Origin of the sequence: Campylobacter sp. VBCF_06 NA8 (genome assembly GCF_027737825.1) — a bacterium.
Taxonomy (GTDB): domain Bacteria; phylum Campylobacterota; class Campylobacteria; order Campylobacterales; family Campylobacteraceae; genus Campylobacter_B.
Map to the genome: position 1 here is coordinate 1 of NZ_JAOVUB010000002.1, position 16,397 is coordinate 16,397.

The following is a 16,397-nucleotide window of genomic DNA, read 5'->3' on the forward strand; positions in this document are numbered from 1 at the left end:
GAAGTCAAAAAAATCAAAAAAGCTGTGAGTGAGTAAGAATTTAAAATTTATAAATTCTGCAAAATTCTCAAATTTCCAAATTTAGGCTATGGGTTAAATTTTAAATTTAGCCCATAGCTTGAAATTTTAAAATTCGCAAATTTTATCGCTTTTCAAATACTGTCTCGATACGCGAACCATTGTCATTGCGAGCGAGTGTAACGAGCGAAGCAATCCAGGGAAATTCATTGCACGCTTACCATTGTCATTGCGCTCCGCAACCTTAGAATACTGCATCTAATCTGTCATTGCGAGGCGACGCAGTCGCCGTGGCAATCCACGAGCCTAAACTACCAAGCGCTTTAATCCCTGTCATTGCGAGCGCAGCGAAGCAATCCAGAGAAATTCATTGCGCACTTACCATTGTCATTGCGCTTCGCAAGCCTTAAATACTGCGCCGATACGCTCGCCATTGTCATTGCGAGGCGACGCAGTCGCCGTGGCAATCCATGACTTTAAAATTCCTTGCGCCAAATTTGCTGTCATTGCGAGCGAGTGTAACGAGCGAAGCAATCCAGGGAAATTCAGATAAATTTTGCTAATTTTTAAATTCTCTCTAAATTTTACTGGATTGCTTCGTTACGCTCGCAATGACACGAAATTCAGATTTTGGTAATTGTCGCTCGTAGATTGCTTCGCTTTCTACGAAAGCTCGCAATGACGGATTATGCAAAATTTGTTCGCTTTGTCATTGCGAGCGAGTGTAACGAACGAAGCAATCCAGGGAATTTCCCTTGCCTTTAATTTGTCATTGCGAGAAGCGTTAGCGCCGAAGCAATCCACGAGCCTAAACTACCAAGCGCTCTAATCCCTATCGCCCCCGCGCGAGTGTCGCAAACAAACCAATCCGCGCCAAACCGCCAAATTCCACACCCGCAAACCACGCAAAAATGGGCTTTTTTTATAAAATTTTAAAATTTTTTCAAATTTTTTGCAAAACAATTGAATTTTTTAATTTTTTTTGCTATAATCCACGCAAGTTTTACATATATGTATGTAAAATGAAATCTATTTACAAGGAGGAAACCATGAGAAAAGGTTTCACTATGATCGAGTTGATCTTCGTTATCGTTATTCTAGGTATCTTAGCAGCTGTTGCTATCCCAAGACTTGCAGCTACGAGAGATGATGCTGAGATTAGTAAAGTAGTTACAAATGTCGCTACTGCTGTTAGCGATTTGACAGCTTATTATACAGGTCATAATGGCGGCTTTGCTAGCACTGTAGATAAAATGACAAATACAACTACTGGTGGTTATGTTCAAGCAAAAGGTCAAAACTGTGTTCAAATCACAACATCGCCTGATGGTAATGTTACTGTAAATCCTGCGTCTGGTTGTGGCAATCCCGCAAGCCCTGCTATCGTAAAAGGTGTAAATGATGCATTGGCAAAATCAGGTATGCTAAAAGCAGATAAAACTGCAAAAGTTCATCAAGCTGGTGGAACTGCGGTAGAGTGGTAGGATTATAATCCGATTGGATTATACTTTGATAACTTTGGCTCGGGGGCTTCGGCTTCCGAGCCTTTTTTATTTATATTTTCTTTACAATGTAAAAAGTATAAGCAAAATCACAACCATAAGACTAAAAAATACAATCGCTTCAAGTTTAAGAAAATAAATGAATAATCGCAAATAAAAATATCGCTAAATTTATCTAATCTATAAAAATGTCAAGTGTCTAGTTAAAATGCACCATTTGAAATTTATGCGATTTAAAAATCTCGTTTGCTTCGTATGAAAATAAGATTGGTTGCAGAGGAGGGATTTGAACCCCCGACCTTCGGGTTATGAGCCCGACGAGCTACCACTGCTCTACCCTGCGATACAAAAATGATTTAAAGAAGTGTGGATGGGGTAGGAGGATTCGAACCTCCGCATGATTGGACCAAAACCAATTGCCTTACCGCTTGGCGATACCCCAATGCAAAAGAACTTGTATTATACAGAAAAACAAAGGAAAAGTCAAGAAAAATCGCGAAATTTAGTGAAATTTGTAGTGGAATTTTAATTTGTGCGATAAATTTGGGCTGTTTTTGCTAAATTTAAGCTATAAAAATGTATAATCAAAGTTCTTTTTGATTGTGCGCTCGTAGCTCAGCTGGATAGAGCATTTGATTGCGGTTCAAAAGGTCAGGGATTCGAATTCCTTCGGGCGCACCACTTCTAACTCAGATTTTCATTGAATTTTTGATTTTTATTTATCATTGCGAAATACTGCGCCGATACGCTAGCTATCGTCATTGCGAGGAGCGAAGCGACGAAGCAATCTACGAATTTAAAATTTACAGACGCTGAATTTGCTGTCATTGCGAGCGAGTGTAACGAGCGAAGCAATCCAGGGAAATTCAGATAAATTTTGCTAATTTTTAAATTCTCTCTAAATTTTACTGGATTGCTTCGCTACGCTCGCAATGACATGAAATTCAGATTTTAGTAATTGTCGCTCGTAGATTGCTTCACTTTCTACGAAAGCTCGCAATGACAGGGTTTAGAGCGCAAGGTAGGTTAGGCTCGTGGATTGCCACGGCGACTGCGTCGCCTCGCAATGACAAATTAACGGCAAGGGGAAATCCCTGGATTGCTTCGTTGCTTCGCTCCTCGCAATGACAATGGTTAGCGTATCGGGGCAGTATTTGGAGCTTGCGGAGCGTAATGACAAATGAAAGGCAAGGGAATTTCTCTGGATTGCTTCGCTACGCTCGCAATGACAGCAAATTTGGCGCAAGGAATTTTAAAGTCGTAGATTGCTTCGTCGCTAACGCTCCTCGCAATGACAAATGAAAGGCAAAGGAACTTTGCTTTGCGCGAGAGACACGCTCGCAATGACACGAAATTCACATTTTGGTGATTGTTACTCGTAGATTGCTTCGCTTTCTGTGAAAGCTCGCAATGACAGGGTTTAGAGCGCAAGGTAGTTTAGGCTCGTGGATTGCCACGGCGACTGCGTCGCCTCGCAATGACAAATTAACGGCAAGGGGAAATCCCTGGATTGCTTCGTTGCTTCGCTCCTCGCAATGACAATGGAGAGCGTATCGAGGCAGTATTCCAAGGTTGCGAAGCGTAATGACAATGGTAGCGTGCAATGAATTTCCCTGGATTGCTTTGCTCGTTACACTTGCTTGCAATGACAGCAAATTCAGCGTCTGTAAATTTTAAAGTCGTAGATTGCTTCGCTCGCAACACTCGCTCGCAATGACAAATGAAAGGCAAAGGAATTTTGCTTTGCGCGAGAGACACACTCGCAATGACACAAATTTTGTCAAATATTACAATTAATTCAGATTTTCTTTGTATAATCTCATAAATCACAAAATCAAAAGGAAAATTCAAATGGATAAATTAGTTTTAGGTGGTAAGGAATTTTCATCTCGCTTCATAATGGGTTCTGGCAAATTCGACCATGAGATGATAGAAGCCTGTGTCCATAATGCAGGGTGTGAGATCGTAACACTCGCACTTCGTAGAGTAAGCGAGAGCAAAGACAGAAATATTTTAAATTTCATACCAAAAAGCGTTACGCTTTTGCCAAATACAAGTGGCGCCAGAAACGCAGGAGAAGCCGTGCGTATCGCAAAGCTCGCCCGTGAGCTAGGCTGTGGGGACTTCGTAAAAATCGAGATTATCACAGATAGCAAATTTTTATTCCCCGATAATTACGAAACCATTAAAGCGACCGAAATTCTAGCAAATGACGGATTTATCGTGCTTCCGTATATGCACGCTGATTTAAATGTGGCAAGAAGCCTTAAAAACGCAGGTGCAGCCGCTGTGATGCCGCTTGGTGCGCCCATTGGCTCAAATCGTGGGCTTATGATGAGAGATATGATTGAAATTTTAGTCGGCGAAGTGGATTTGCCGATTATCGTCGATGCGGGTATTGGTCGCCCAAGCCAAGCGTGCGAAGCCATGGAAATGGGGTGTGCTGCCGTCATGGTAAATACCGCAATCGCCACTTCTAGCGATTTAGTCCAAATGGCAAAAGCCTTTGCAAATGCGATAAATGCAGGGCGAGACGCTTATAATGCCAAATTTGGCGCCGTGCGAAATACTGCCGCGGCAAGTTCGCCACTAACCGGCTTTTTAAGGGACTAAAATGGAAAAAATCGACCACATGAAATACCTAGCACACATGCAAGAAATCGATGATGGCTTAATGCAAAAAGTGCTAAATTTAAGGCAAAATTACGACCCAAACGCTTATAATGAAGCCGATGTTTTAAGGGCGATAGAGAAAAAAAATAGAAATTTAGACGATTTTGGCGCACTTTTAAGCGTGGTCGGGGCTAAATTTTTAGAAGAGTTAGCAAGGGCGAGTATGAGCGAGACAAGGGCGAAATTTGGCAATAATATCTCGCTTTTTACGCCGATTTACATTTCAAATTATTGCGATAATAACTGCGTGTATTGCGGATTTAGCAAAAAAAATCAGATTAAAAGAGCCAAGCTTAGCGATGATGAGCTAATAGCCGAATACGAAGCGATAAAAAAGAGCGGACTTGAAGAGCTTTTGGTGCTAACAGGCGAGAGCAGGGTCGATAGCGATGTGAGCTATATCGCTCATGCGTGTGAAATCGCCAAAAAATATTTCAAGGTCGTAGGCGTGGAAATTTATCCACTGAATTCCGATGAATACGCTATCTTGCATAACTCAGGCGTGGATTTTGTAACCGTTTTCCAAGAGACATACAACACAGAAAAATACGCAAAGCTGCATTTAGAAGGCAATAAGCGAATTTTCCCGTATCGCTTCAATGCCCAAGAAAGGGCGATAATGGGCGGTATGCGTGGGGTCGGCTTTGCGGCGTTGCTTGGGCTTGATGATTTTCGTAAGGACGCCTTTGCTACGGGTGCGCACGCGTATTTGTTGCAACAAAAATACCCGCACGCCGAAATCGCCTTTTCAGTCCCAAGACTTCGCCCGATAATAAATAATAATAAAATCAATCCGCGAGATGTCCATGAAAAGGAGCTTTTGCAGGTGATTACGGCGTATCGCCTACTAATTCCTAGTGCGAATATCACGATTTCGACGCGCGAAAGGGCTGGTTTTAGAGATGAAGCGATTAAAATCGCCACAAATAAAATTTCAGCAGGAGTTAGTGTCGGTATCGGCGGACACAGCCAAAAAAAGGGCGACGAGCAGTTTGAGATAAATGACGCCAGAAGCGTGGCTGAGGTTTGTGCTGCGATTAGGGGTGCGGGACTAGCGCCACTGATGAGCGAGTATATTTATCTGTAAATTTGCGAAATTTGGGGCGAAAAAGTGAAAATCACGGCGATTTCGAATTTAGGGCTTTGTGGTAGCAAAGAGGCGTTGAAAGAGAAAATTTCACGCCTTTGCGAAGTCGGGATTAGCGAAATAATCTTGCGTGAGAAAAATTTGAGCGTGAGCGAATACTGCGCGCTTTTTTGCGAAGTTTTGCAAATTTGCAACCATTTTGGCGTTCGCCTTTTTTTGCATAATTTTTTGGATTTAGCCTTTGATTTGGAGCATAAATTTATCTGGCTTCCTTTGGGCGTGTTGCAAAATTTCAGGCAAAATTCCACGCGAAATTTAAGCGAATTTGAAAAAATCGTAATCTCAGCTCACAGCACAGACGAAGCCGGGCTTGCCCTAAATTTGGGCGCAAATGCACTTTGTTTAAGCCATATTTTTCCCACAGATTGCAAAGCAAATTTAGAGCCAAAGGGGCTAGATTTAATTCGCAATGTGCGTGAATTTTGGGACGGCGAAATTTACGCCCTTGGCGGGATAAATTCTAGTAATTTCCACTTTGCGATTGAAAGCGGAGCCGATAATATCGCCATAATGAGCTCTGCCATGACATGCGAAAACGAAAAAGAATTTTTAGAAAATTTTCTGTAACCTGCCGCTGTAAAGAAATGCGAAGCATTTCAGTAAAATTAAATTAGCTAAATTTAAAGCGAAGCTTTAAATTTAGCCACTTCTAAGGTTTTACAGGGGTGGGGGTTGGTAAGGGGGAGGGTAGCGTCTCCTAAAAAGCGCGCCCTCCCCCTTACAAAGAATTTCACGGCGCAGGTTAATTTCAAAAAATCGTTCAATGCTAAATTTAGGTTGAATTTTGAATTTAAAATTCTCTGGATTGCTTCGATTTACTTCGTAAATCTCGCAATGACGGAAATTTTATAAAAAGGATTAAATTTGGAAAATGAAAATTTTAAAAACGATATTTTTAATAAAAATAAGAATTTGAGGGATTATGACAAAGAACCGATAATACTTACAAATTATGATGAAGTTATCGCTACGACTATGTTTTTATTTTCTTTTATATTTGGTTTTATATTGTTTTTATTGTTTGCTAGATTTTTTGAAAATAGTTCTGGTGTTTATGATAGTGTAGGTTCGGAAATATTTTTTATAATTATTTTATTTTTATCAGTTGTATTAGCACATAGGCATTATAATGTTTCTAAAAAACGAGAAATTTACCTTACAAACGATTTTATATCTTTTTATGACGATGCTAAATTAAAACGAAAAATTTCTATCAACGAAATAGATAAATTTCTTTTTAAACCATTTTTTAGAAAAAAATCCAGTGGCAAATTTGATGTAGGGGATAAAATATTTTTTTGTGTAGTTTTAGCATGCGTAATATATGCTTATAAATTTTTATTTATATTTTTTATTTTTTGTATTTTTATTGGAAATATTATTTTTAAATTTACACTTTTGTTTATTATAAATGGCAATTTAAGGCATTTTAGAATTTTTCCTATTGTTATTATTGCAGAACCACAATATCCAAATCATTTTTTATATGCCGGAACATTGGTTGCTGGGTCATATTACTTTTTATACATTTACAATAATCAAATTTATTACGACATAAAAAACTGGTTTTTAACAAGAAAAAATATCAATATTGATAACATTAAAAAAGGCTATTTACCATTATAGTATCGTAGAGTAGATATTCTTGCTTATAAAAATAATGCAAATTTCTTTTTGTTATCCTGTTATGCTTATCGTTGCAAAAGGGCAAAGCCGTTATGGCGATCTACAAGCCAAAATTTACAAACAAATTCTAAAAATAGAATTTAATTAAATTTTGGAATTTGGCTAAATTTAAAATTGTTCAATGCTAAATTTAGGTTGAATTTTTCTTTAAATTTTACTGGATTGCTTCGATTTACTTCGTAAATCTCGCAATGACAGCAAATTTAGCGATAGGAATTTTTACTCATAGATTGCCACGCTGTGCAAAAAGCGTATTGACACTTTGCTTTTGCTCGCAATGACAGATTAGAGTAAATTTCGCATTGACGCAAATCAAGCTCTAAATAATAAAATTTATCGCAAAAATAAGCAACAATCAAGTTTTTTTAGAATAAAATTACAGGTTTTGTAATCTAAGTATAAATAAATTTGAGGGAAAAAATGTCGGCAGTTATTTCAAATTTTATTTTCACCCTTGCTTTGGGATTTTACGCGCTTACTTGTTTGCAGTGGTTTTCGTATCGCCCGGGGCGCGTAATGCACCATTTCACCAAGCCTATGTGGCATTTGTATTTTTTCATAATCCCAGTTTTGGCTCAAATCGCGGCCATGTTTTGCCCGTTTTATTACGCAGCCTTGGGCGTGGTAACGGCTAGTTATATTGCTATTTTGGCACTTTGGCACAGGGGGCTGGACAAAAAGCTAGTTTTTACTGATCGTATAAAAAGGGCGTTTGCATACATAGCCTCGTTTGCGGTGATTGTGGGGATTGCGGAAATTTTGATTGATATTAAATTTTCAACCGATATTAAAATTCCAGCCGTTATCGCGCTATTTGTGGGATTGTTTTTTCATTTTAGATACGAAAAAACGCTTTTTAACCGCTTCAAAGCTAGCGCGCTAGCCAAGCTAGGCACGATGAATAACCTAATCATCGTCCAAATCACGGCAAGTTACGGCAAGACGAGTATCAAAAACTTCCTTTATGATATCCTTAGTCCGCACTTCGTCTGCTATAAGACCCCGCGCTCGGTAAATACGCTAGCTGGGATTGTAAAGGACATAAACGATGATTTGCCAAAAAACACTCAGGTCTATATCGCAGAAGCTGGTGCCAGACTGCCTGGCGATATCGCCGAAATCACCGAGTTTTTGCGCCCGCAAATCGTAGTTGTAGGCGAGATTGGCGCGCAACATTTGGAGTATTTCAAAAGCGTAGAAAATATCCGCGCTACCAAGCTTGAAGCGCTAAATTCACCGCGTCTAAAACACGCATTTGTGCATTCTAGCACGCTTTGCCACAACAGCGCCACGATTAGCACCTATGATATCGGCACGAAGGTGATTAGCTCGACACTAAACGGGATTAAATTTAGCCTTAAAATCAATGACGAAAATTTCAGACTCTCTGCGCCAGTGCTGGGCGAGTTTAACGCGCAAAATCTCAGCGCGTGTGTCATGGTAGCGAGGTTTTTGGGCGTAAATGATGTCTATATCCACAACGCAGTCGAAAAGGTGCATAGCGTCGAACACCGCCTCCAAAAAATCGAAAATGGCGGTAAAATCATCATTGATGACGCATTTAACGGCAATCTAGCTGGTATGCTAGCTAGCTACGAACTATGCAAAACTTACAAAGGGAATAAAGTCATCGTAACGCCTGGAATCGTCGAATCGACCAAGGAAGATAATGAAGTGCTGGCAAAAAAAATCGATGAGGTTTTTGATCTCGTGATAATAACTGGCGAGTTAAATTTAAAAACACTCAAAGACAATATAAATCCCGGCAAGGTTTATGTGCTAAAAGATAAATCGAAAATGGTTGAAATTTTGGCTAAATATACCAAAGCAGGGGATTTGGTGCTGTTTTCTAACGACGCTCCGAATTTCATATAAATTTTAAATTTTGATTATTTTAAAATTTGCGAATTTTTAAAATTCGCAAATTTGAAAGAATTCTCACAGACCGCCAAAGAGCGCTTCGAGATTTTTTAATCCCTCTTCGTTTGATACTTTTTCGCTTGATGCGCCTGTTTCGATTAGCTCGATTTCGTAACCACTTAGCATTGAGGCTAGGCGGATATTTAGGCCGTTTTTGCCGATAGCTTTGGATTTTTGGTCAGGGTTGATATAGACGATTGCTTTGTTTTCATCTGTGATTTTGACCGAATTTACAATCGCAGGCGCCATTGCGCGCGAGATTAAAATTTCAGGCGAGGCAGAGTATTCAAACGCATCTATGCTCTCTCCGCCAGCTTTTTTGTCCTCTTCGCTTAAATTTTTGCTCAAAAACTTACTCACAGCGTCGATTCTAGTGCCACCTTTGCCCACGGTTGCGCCCACTGGATCGATATTTGGCGAAACTGAGCTAAGGGCTATTTTCGTGCGTTTGCCCGGAATCCTAGCGCATGCTTGGATTATGACGCTTCCGTCTTTGATTTCAGGCACTTCCGTGCGCAAAATCGCCTCCAAAAACTTCGGACTTGTGCGCGAAAGCTCTAATTTTATGCCTTGATTTTTGTCGATATAGGCGTTTTTGATGACGGCTTGGACGACATCGCCCACTTTGAAACTCTCGCCTTTAATGCGGTTTTTTTGTGGCATGTAGGCTTTGATATCGTCGATTTCGACAAATGTCGTTTCGCTAGCGTCGATTTTGGTGACGGTGCCGTGAGCTAGGGTGCCGATTTTGTTTTTATAGCTTTCGAAAATTTTCTCTTCGAGTAGGCGCTGGATATGGTAATTTAGCTCTTTTGCCAAAACCTGCGAAGCTGTGCGGCCGAGATTTTCGATATTTATATCATAGCTTAGCTCATCGCCAATCTCAGCGTCACCGTGCTTTTTGGCTTCGCTAATTGCGATGAAATTATCCTGTCCTGCACGCTCGTCATTATCAGCTACGACCTGGACTTTTTGGTAGAGTTTGACCTTTTTAGTGACGGGATCTACCTCGCTGTCGTAGATAAACTGCTCGCCAAATAGCCTTTTTGCGGTTTGGATAAAGGCTGTTTTGACCCGCGCGCCCACATCTGATGGATCAAGTCCTTTTTCATTTGCGATAGACTCGATTATGTCTGTGATTTTTTCCATAATTTTCCTTTTCTTACACTGCTAAATTTTGGGATTTTTAAAATTTTCGAGTTCTGTATTATATTAAATTTAGACTTTATTTTTATTTAAACGAATTATTATATTAATTTTGCTAAACTCATCAGTTTAAAATTTGAAATACGAAAGGATGAAGCAATGCAAGTAAAACTCGCTAGAACTAGCCTAGAAGCGAAGCCAAAGAGTGCAAAAGTCGAAGATTTGGAAGCTCAAATCGCGAAAAATGGTCAAAAAATTTTCTATTTAGATAGAGAAAATTCGCATAAAGATATCATCGCGCTGATAGAATTTTTCGAAAAAAAGGGATTTTCGGTCTATCAAAGAAGCGTGTATTATGGCCTAAATGAAAACGAATATATGTATGAGGTGCATATAGTTTGAAAAAATTTCTCTACATACAAACCCTCGGTTGTGCGATGAATGTGCGTGATAGCGAGCACATCATCGCCGAATTAAAAAACCAAAATTACGAACTCACAAACGATATTAACATTGCTGATTTAATCCTTATAAACACCTGCTCTGTGCGTGAAAAGCCCGTGCATAAGCTTTTTAGCGAGATTGGCGCATTTGACAAAGTCCGCAAGGCTGGCTCAAAAATCGGAGTTTGCGGCTGCACTGCTAGCCACTTGGGCGCTGAAATTTTCAGGCGCGCTCCGTTCGTGGATTTCGTGCTTGGAGCACGAAATGTATCGAAAATCTCACAAGCTGTGCAAACGCCAAAATTTATTAGCACCGATATAAACTACGATGAGAGCGAGTTTGCCTTTGGCGAATTTCGGGGCAGTCCTTACAAATCATACATAAATATTATGATTGGTTGCGACAAAAAATGCTCGTATTGTATCGTGCCACAAACCAGGGGCGACGAGCTCTCAATCCCAGCAAAAATCATACTTGATGAGGCGCGCAGAAGTGCTGCGCGCGGGGCAAAAGAGATATTTTTGCTCGGTCAAAATGTCAATAACTATGGCAAAAGATTTTCCAATGCGCACGAAAAAATCGATTTTAGCGACCTTTTAGTAAGGCTAAGCGAGATTGAGGGGATTGAGAGGATTCGCTTTACGAGCCCGCACCCGCTTCACATGGACGATAAATTTTTAGAAGTTTTTAGCTCAAATTCTAAAATTTGTAAATCCATGCACATGCCGCTACAAAGCGGTTCGACTAAGGTTTTGCGCGATATGAGGCGTGGATACACCAAGGAGTGGTTCCTTGATCGCGCGCTAAAACTGCGAGATTTATGCCCAGATGTGAGCATTAGCACCGATATCATCGTGGCTTATCCGACGGAGAGCGAGGCGGATTTCGCCGATACGATTGATGTGCTAAAACAGGTGAAATTCGAGCAGGTTTTTAGCTTTAAATTTAGCCCGCGTCCGCATACGCCGGCGCAGAATTTAGCGCTAATCGACGATAAAGTCGCAAGTGCGCGTCTTAGCTATTTACAGGGTCTGCATAATGAAATTTTAGATGAGATTATGAGCGCGCAGGTAGGTAGAGGGCACGAGGTGTATTTCGAGGAACTGCGCGAAAACAATCAAGTAGCTGGCAGAAGTTTTTCGAATTTTTTGGTTTGCGTAAATGGTAGCGAGGAACTGCTTGGGCGCACGCTAAATGTAAAAATCGAAAAAGCCGCTAGAATGGCACTTTATGGAAAAGTTACCCTTTAAAAAACGCATTATCTTTTTTTGTGTAGAATATATTGGGACTTTTTTGATACGCTTGATTTATCTTACTTGTAGGGTTAAATTTAGCGATACAAAATTATCAGATGAAACTTGCGTGGTGGTGTTTTGGCACGGCAGACTTGCAATGATGCCTTTTGCTTATCTTCGCTACTGGAAACGGTATTATGGCGAAAAAAGAAAGGTGAAGGTCATCATCTCGGACCACAAAGACGGCGAGATTATCACGAGAGTGATTTCGCATTTTGGTATCGGCGCGATTAGAGGGTCAAGCTCCAAAGGCGCAGTTAGGGCGCTGATGAACGCATTTAGCGAAATCAAAAACGGCGTAGATGTCATCATTACCCCAGATGGTCCCAGAGGCCCAAGACACAGCGTCGCAGACGGAGCTGTCACAATCGCGCAGAAAAAAAATCTCAAAATTTACGCGCTAAACTACGAAGCGAACCGTTTTTGGGAGTTTAGAAGCTGGGATAAAATGGTCTTGCCAAAGCCCTTTTCGCGCGTAAATTACAGCCTAAGCGAGCCACTAGATATCGCTGGACTGGGGTTGGAAGAGGCGAAAGAGAAAATAGCAAATTTGCTTTTTGCTCAGGCCGAAAAAGATAAAAATTTCGATTTTTAGTTTTGCATAAACGATTTTTGGTATAATTAGCATTTTTTAGGAGAAAAAATGGGACTTTTCAAGGCTAAATCTTTTCTAAGCGTGGCGCAAAATGATAGCGAGTGCGAATTTGTTTTTAGAAAACTCGGATTTAGTAAAAAAATCGTAGATGAAAAGACGCTCAAATTCAGCGTCGATAGTGCAACTGATTTTGCGGCGCAAATGGCGGAATTTAGGCAAAGCATTGCCAAGAGTTTGCACGCAAATATACTAATCGACGATCCAACTCAAAGGGTGATTTTTTCTAGCGAGCCTAAAAGGGCGGACGAGTGCTTTTATCAAAGCGTCGATAGCGATTTTACCGTGGAATTCCCGCGCAGTGCGACTACTAAAAGCGACGAGAAATTCGGCGCGAGCTTCAACTCTTATGAAAGCCTTTTTAAGGTGCTTTATTTTTTATACAAAAATCAGCATGAAATCGATAGTGTCGCGATGTTTGTGCTCAAATTTAACGACCGCGTGGCGTTTTTGGTGGCAAACAAAAAACGCGCTCTCTATGCCGATATGATTCTCATAGATGACGAAATGAAGGGCATGATGAGCGATAGCGATGAGTTGTTTTATGAGATTTTAAATTTCCAAATCGACAATTTTTACCAGTCAAAAAACAGCGAGTTTTTGACAAATGTTTTCATTTACTCAGACGGCACGCTCAGCAATGAGATCGGCTATGTGATTTTTACACGAATCCATATCAAAACAAATCTTATCAACCTAAATTTCGCCGATTTTATCAACAAAATCGCTATGGTCGAGGCCAGAAATTAGCCCTTCGCACTCTGCTAAAATTTCGCTTCTAGCGAAAATATAGGGGCGAATTAGTGGCGGAATTCGCAAAATTCGGCATTTTTCTTTGAATTTTTTATTCATTTTGGCTTTGTGAAATGGGGCAACGAAGTAGAATTTTTCGTTTTTGCAAACGCAAATTTTGCCCGAAAGGACGCAGTCTGTTTTTTGGATTTCTTTTCGTTGATTTTGGCTAAGAACTACGCCTAAAATTTTACACGCTTTATCGATTAAATTTAGGCTTTTTTGCGAATTTTCAAGCACAAAAAATTTATCTTTTTGATATACAAATTCGCCTAGCAAATTTGCTTTATCGAGCGATAAAAACTCAAAACTTTTTGCTAAATTTAAAGCGTATTTTTCTACGAATTTATCGCTAAATTCAGCCCTTACGGCGTTCCTTGCAAATTTGGTATTTTCGTTTGAAATGTCGTTAAAAAATTTGATTTTATTTTCGCTTAAAAACTCTAAAATTTGCGTTTTGCCGACATTATAAAATGGTCGCACGAGTGTGAAATTTGTGCGATTTTCGATTTTTTCAAAGCCTAGCAGATTTGCTAGACCCGCACCTCGTCCGAGTTGCATTAAAAACCACTCAAATTTATCGTTTAGTTGGTGTGCCGTGATGAGATTTTCATAGCCAAATTTAGCGCAAATTTCATCAAAAAAATCGTAGCGAATTTTGCGCGCAGTATTTTCGAAATCGCCTGAATTTTCTAAATTTAGCGGAGCAGTTTTGACAAACAAATTCACGCCAAATTTATCGCAAAGCTCTTTTGCCGAAATTTCTTCTAAATCGCTATTTTCGCGGGTTTTGTAATTCACAAAAGCACAATCAAATTTAACGCCCAAATTTAAAAGCGTGTAAAAAAGTGCCGTGCTATCGCTTCCATGCGAAAAAGCAAGTAAATTTTTCCTACTACGCAAAAAGTCCAAAATCTCATGGTTTATATTTAAAATTTGCATTTTTATTTGGCTTGTTTTGTAATTTTCCCTATAAGTTTCCCGCCTACAAATTCGCTAATCTCGCACTCGTAGAGCTGTCCGATTTGCAAATTTTCAATCTCGCTTTCGTTGATTAAAATCTCGCCGTCGATGTCTTTATCCCAAAGAGCTAGTTTTGCGCCATAAAAAAACTCGCCCTCTGAGCTAATGCCCGTGATTTCCACGATTTGCGTGGTGCCGACAAGCCCGGCAAAACTCTCGCAAATCGCTTTATCCACGATTTTTTCGATTTTATTTAGCCGTTTTGTGATAACGCGAGTTGGAATTTGCTCCATTTCGTAACTTGCTGTGTCTTCTTCTTTGGAGTAGGCAAAGGCTGAAATTCTATCAAATTTAAACTCACTTAAAAATTCGCAAAGCTCGTTAAATTCGCTCTCGCTTTCACCCGGGTGTCCGATTATCACGCCGGTTCGCAAAAACGAATTTGGCGCCAAACGCATTAAATTTAGCAAATTTAAAATTTCATTTTTCCCGTTTCCGCGCTTCATAATTTTTAGCATTTCGTCATTTATATGCTGGATTGGCATATCGAAATAATTCACAAAAACGCTCGAATTTATGATAGTTTTAATCAAATTTTCGCTCGTTGTAGTCGGATAAAGATAAAGAATTCGCGCAAATTTTACGCCCTCAATCTTTTCAATGCGATTTATAAGCACGATTAGCCCGTCTTTTTCGCCCCTATCTCGCCCATAGCTGCTCGTATCTTGCGCGATAAAGCTAAAATCATAAAATCCCTGCGCGACCAAATCCCTGACTTCGGCTTCGATATCGTCTAAACTGCGACTTTTCAAACGCCCTTTGAAGCTTGGAATCGCGCAAAAACTGCATTTTTGGTTGCACCCTTCGGCGATTTTAATGTAAGCGTGAAAATTTGAGCCAGTGATTACCCTTTTTTGCGTGGTTTGCAAGTAAGTATTGGGCGAAAACAGATTTTGTTTTTTAAGTATCATCTCATCTATTTTGTCGTAGTCGCCGACACCGCTGAAAATATCGACTTCGGGGAGCTCACGCATAAGCTCGTCTTTGTAACGCTCCATTAAGCAACCCGTTACCACCAAAACGCCGTTTTTTTTCTTAAATTCGGCGAGTTCTAGGATTGTGCGGATACTTTCTTGCTTCGCCGAAGCGATAAACCCGCAGGTATTTACTATCATAACATCGGCGTTTTCGGGCTCGGAGACGATTTCGTAGTTTTGCAACCTACCAAGCATAATCTCGCTATCGACGAGATTTTTATTGCACCCAAGTGAGACTAAATAAAGTTTTGGCATTTTTACAACCAAATATTATCGATTAGGCGTGTTTTGCCAACTTTGGCAGCGACAAGGATAATGGTGTTTTTAGGCTCTATTTGGTCTAAAATTTCAAAATTTCTATTTACAAACGCGATATAATCGACCTCTAATGGCTCTAAAATCGAAAGCATTTTATCCTTTAAAATGCTAGTGCTAATCTCGCCTTTGGCGATTAGATTGCTAGCGTTTAAGAGAGAGCGCGAAATTTTAAGCGCTAGCATTTTTTCCTCTTCGTCCAAATACGCATTGCGCGAGCTCAGAGCCAGCCCGTCGCTCTCTCTGACGATTTCGCACGGCACGATATTAATATCCATTAAAAAGCTTTTTACCATATTTTGCACGATAAAGAGCTGTTGGGCGTCCTTTTTGCCCATATAGACATTGTTTGGGCGAACGATATTGAAAAATTTATTCAGCACCATACACACGCCGTCGAAGTGCCCTGGGCGGGTTTTGCCCTCCAAAATTTCAGATGTCGGGCGCACCGCTATGATTGTTGGTTCATTATCTGTGTAAATTTCGCTAACTTCTGGGATAAACATAGCGTTGATATCTAAATTTTCGCAAATTTTAATATCTGCTTCTTCGTTTTTTGGATATTTTTCGTAATCCTCGCCCGGTAAAAACTGCGTAGGATTTACGAAGGTCGATACGATTACGATGTCGTTTTCGTTTCTGGCTTGTTTGATTAGGCTTATGTGTCCAGCGTGTAAAGCCCCCATTGTAGGGACAAATCCCACATTACCACAGGCATTGGCACGAAATGCTCGTAACTCTTCTACTGTTCTTATGATTTGCATATTTACTTCCAAATTTTGAAATTTAAAGGGCGATTATAACTCA

General features: G+C 40.1%; 15 protein-coding genes and 3 tRNA genes. 11 read left to right on the forward strand and 7 right to left on the reverse strand.

The window, feature by feature from the left end; genetic code table 11:
- Positions 1-1,067 precede the first annotated feature (1,067 nt).
- Entirely contained in the window at positions 1,068-1,502 is a 435-nt protein-coding gene (locus OFO10_RS02445; protein ID WP_270865957.1) for a type II secretion system protein, read from the forward strand.
- 286 nt (positions 1,503-1,788) lie between these two features.
- Here OFO10_RS02445 and OFO10_RS02450 read toward each other — a convergent pair.
- Together OFO10_RS02450 and OFO10_RS02455 are read right to left on the reverse strand one after the other, a co-directional pair.
- Positions 1,789-1,863 (reverse strand) — tRNA-Met (locus tag OFO10_RS02450).
- 24 nt (positions 1,864-1,887) lie between these two features.
- Positions 1,888-1,962: transfer RNA gene (locus tag OFO10_RS02455), tRNA-Gln, on the reverse strand.
- A gap of 162 nt (positions 1,963-2,124) precedes the next feature.
- On the opposite strand from OFO10_RS02455, the gene OFO10_RS02460 reads away from it, so the two are divergent.
- Positions 2,125-2,201 (forward strand) — tRNA-Arg (locus tag OFO10_RS02460).
- Between the two features lie 674 nt (positions 2,202-2,875).
- Here the strand turns inward: OFO10_RS02460 and OFO10_RS02465 are convergent.
- Positions 2,876-3,124, reverse strand: coding sequence for a hypothetical protein (locus OFO10_RS02465; RefSeq protein ID WP_270865958.1), 249 nt, complete (start codon positions 3,122-3,124; stop codon positions 2,876-2,878).
- A 247-nt stretch (positions 3,125-3,371) separates the two neighbouring features.
- Here OFO10_RS02465 and OFO10_RS02470 point away from each other — a divergent pair, with 247 nt between their 5' ends.
- The 5 genes from OFO10_RS02470 (at position 3,372) to OFO10_RS02490 (ending at position 8,901) form a co-directional block, all read left to right on the forward strand.
- Complete coding sequence (locus OFO10_RS02470; RefSeq protein WP_270865959.1) at positions 3,372-4,133, forward strand: thiazole synthase; 762 nt, start codon at positions 3,372-3,374, stop codon at positions 4,131-4,133.
- A 1-nt stretch (position 4,134) separates the two neighbouring features.
- Entirely contained in the window at positions 4,135-5,280 is a 1,146-nt protein-coding gene (thiH, locus tag OFO10_RS02475) for a 2-iminoacetate synthase ThiH (protein ID WP_270865960.1), read from the forward strand.
- A gap of 24 nt (positions 5,281-5,304) precedes the next feature.
- Positions 5,305-5,907 carry a thiamine phosphate synthase gene (locus OFO10_RS02480; RefSeq protein WP_270865961.1) on the forward strand — a complete coding sequence of 201 codons (603 nt, stop codon included), beginning with the start codon at positions 5,305-5,307 and terminating at the stop codon, positions 5,905-5,907.
- Between the two features lie 297 nt (positions 5,908-6,204).
- The gene (locus OFO10_RS02485; RefSeq protein WP_270865962.1) at positions 6,205-6,966 is read left to right on the forward strand and encodes a hypothetical protein; all 762 of its coding nucleotides are present in this window, start codon (positions 6,205-6,207) and stop codon (positions 6,964-6,966) included.
- A gap of 480 nt (positions 6,967-7,446) precedes the next feature.
- Positions 7,447-8,901: a Mur ligase family protein gene (locus OFO10_RS02490; RefSeq protein ID WP_270865963.1), complete on the forward strand. Its 1,455-nt coding sequence runs from the start codon at positions 7,447-7,449 to the stop codon at positions 8,899-8,901.
- Positions 8,902-8,964: 63 nt separating this feature from the next.
- Here the strand turns inward: OFO10_RS02490 and nusA are convergent, their stop codons facing one another.
- Complete coding sequence (gene nusA / locus OFO10_RS02495; RefSeq protein ID WP_270862047.1) at positions 8,965-10,095, reverse strand: transcription termination factor NusA; 1,131 nt, start codon at positions 10,093-10,095, stop codon at positions 8,965-8,967.
- Between the two features lie 156 nt (positions 10,096-10,251).
- Here nusA and OFO10_RS02500 point away from each other — a divergent pair, with 156 nt between their 5' ends.
- Genes OFO10_RS02500 through OFO10_RS02515 form a run of 4 tightly spaced genes read left to right on the forward strand, consistent with a single transcriptional unit; the run spans position 10,252 to position 13,233 of the window.
- A complete protein-coding gene (locus OFO10_RS02500; protein ID WP_270865964.1) occupies positions 10,252-10,494 on the forward strand; it encodes an HP0268 family nuclease in 243 nt (80 codons plus the stop codon).
- Entirely contained in the window at positions 10,491-11,786 is a 1,296-nt protein-coding gene (gene miaB, locus OFO10_RS02505; protein ID WP_270865965.1) for a tRNA (N6-isopentenyl adenosine(37)-C2)-methylthiotransferase MiaB, read from the forward strand. The genes OFO10_RS02500 and miaB overlap by 4 nt, the downstream gene beginning before the upstream one ends.
- Positions 11,767-12,426 carry a lysophospholipid acyltransferase family protein gene (locus OFO10_RS02510; protein WP_270865966.1) on the forward strand — a complete coding sequence of 220 codons (660 nt, stop codon included), beginning with the start codon at positions 11,767-11,769 and terminating at the stop codon, positions 12,424-12,426. The genes miaB and OFO10_RS02510 overlap by 20 nt, the downstream gene beginning before the upstream one ends.
- A 48-nt stretch (positions 12,427-12,474) precedes the next feature.
- Positions 12,475-13,233, forward strand: a complete 759-nt coding sequence (locus OFO10_RS02515; RefSeq protein ID WP_270865967.1) for a hypothetical protein — start codon at positions 12,475-12,477, stop codon at positions 13,231-13,233.
- Here OFO10_RS02515 and tilS read toward each other — a convergent pair.
- The 3 genes from tilS to panC are packed head-to-tail and all read right to left on the reverse strand — an operon-like array spanning position 13,180 to position 16,354.
- Entirely contained in the window at positions 13,180-14,217 is a 1,038-nt protein-coding gene (tilS, locus tag OFO10_RS02520) for a tRNA lysidine(34) synthetase TilS (RefSeq protein ID WP_270865968.1), read from the reverse strand. The two genes, OFO10_RS02515 and tilS, sit on opposite strands and share 54 nt — an antisense overlap.
- 2 nt (positions 14,218-14,219) lie before the next feature.
- Positions 14,220-15,530: a 30S ribosomal protein S12 methylthiotransferase RimO gene (rimO, locus tag OFO10_RS02525; protein WP_270865969.1), complete on the reverse strand. Its 1,311-nt coding sequence runs from the start codon at positions 15,528-15,530 to the stop codon at positions 14,220-14,222.
- Between the two features lie 2 nt (positions 15,531-15,532).
- A complete protein-coding gene (panC, locus tag OFO10_RS02530) occupies positions 15,533-16,354 on the reverse strand; it encodes a pantoate--beta-alanine ligase (RefSeq protein WP_270858263.1) in 822 nt (273 codons plus the stop codon).
- Positions 16,355-16,397 lie beyond the last annotated feature (43 nt).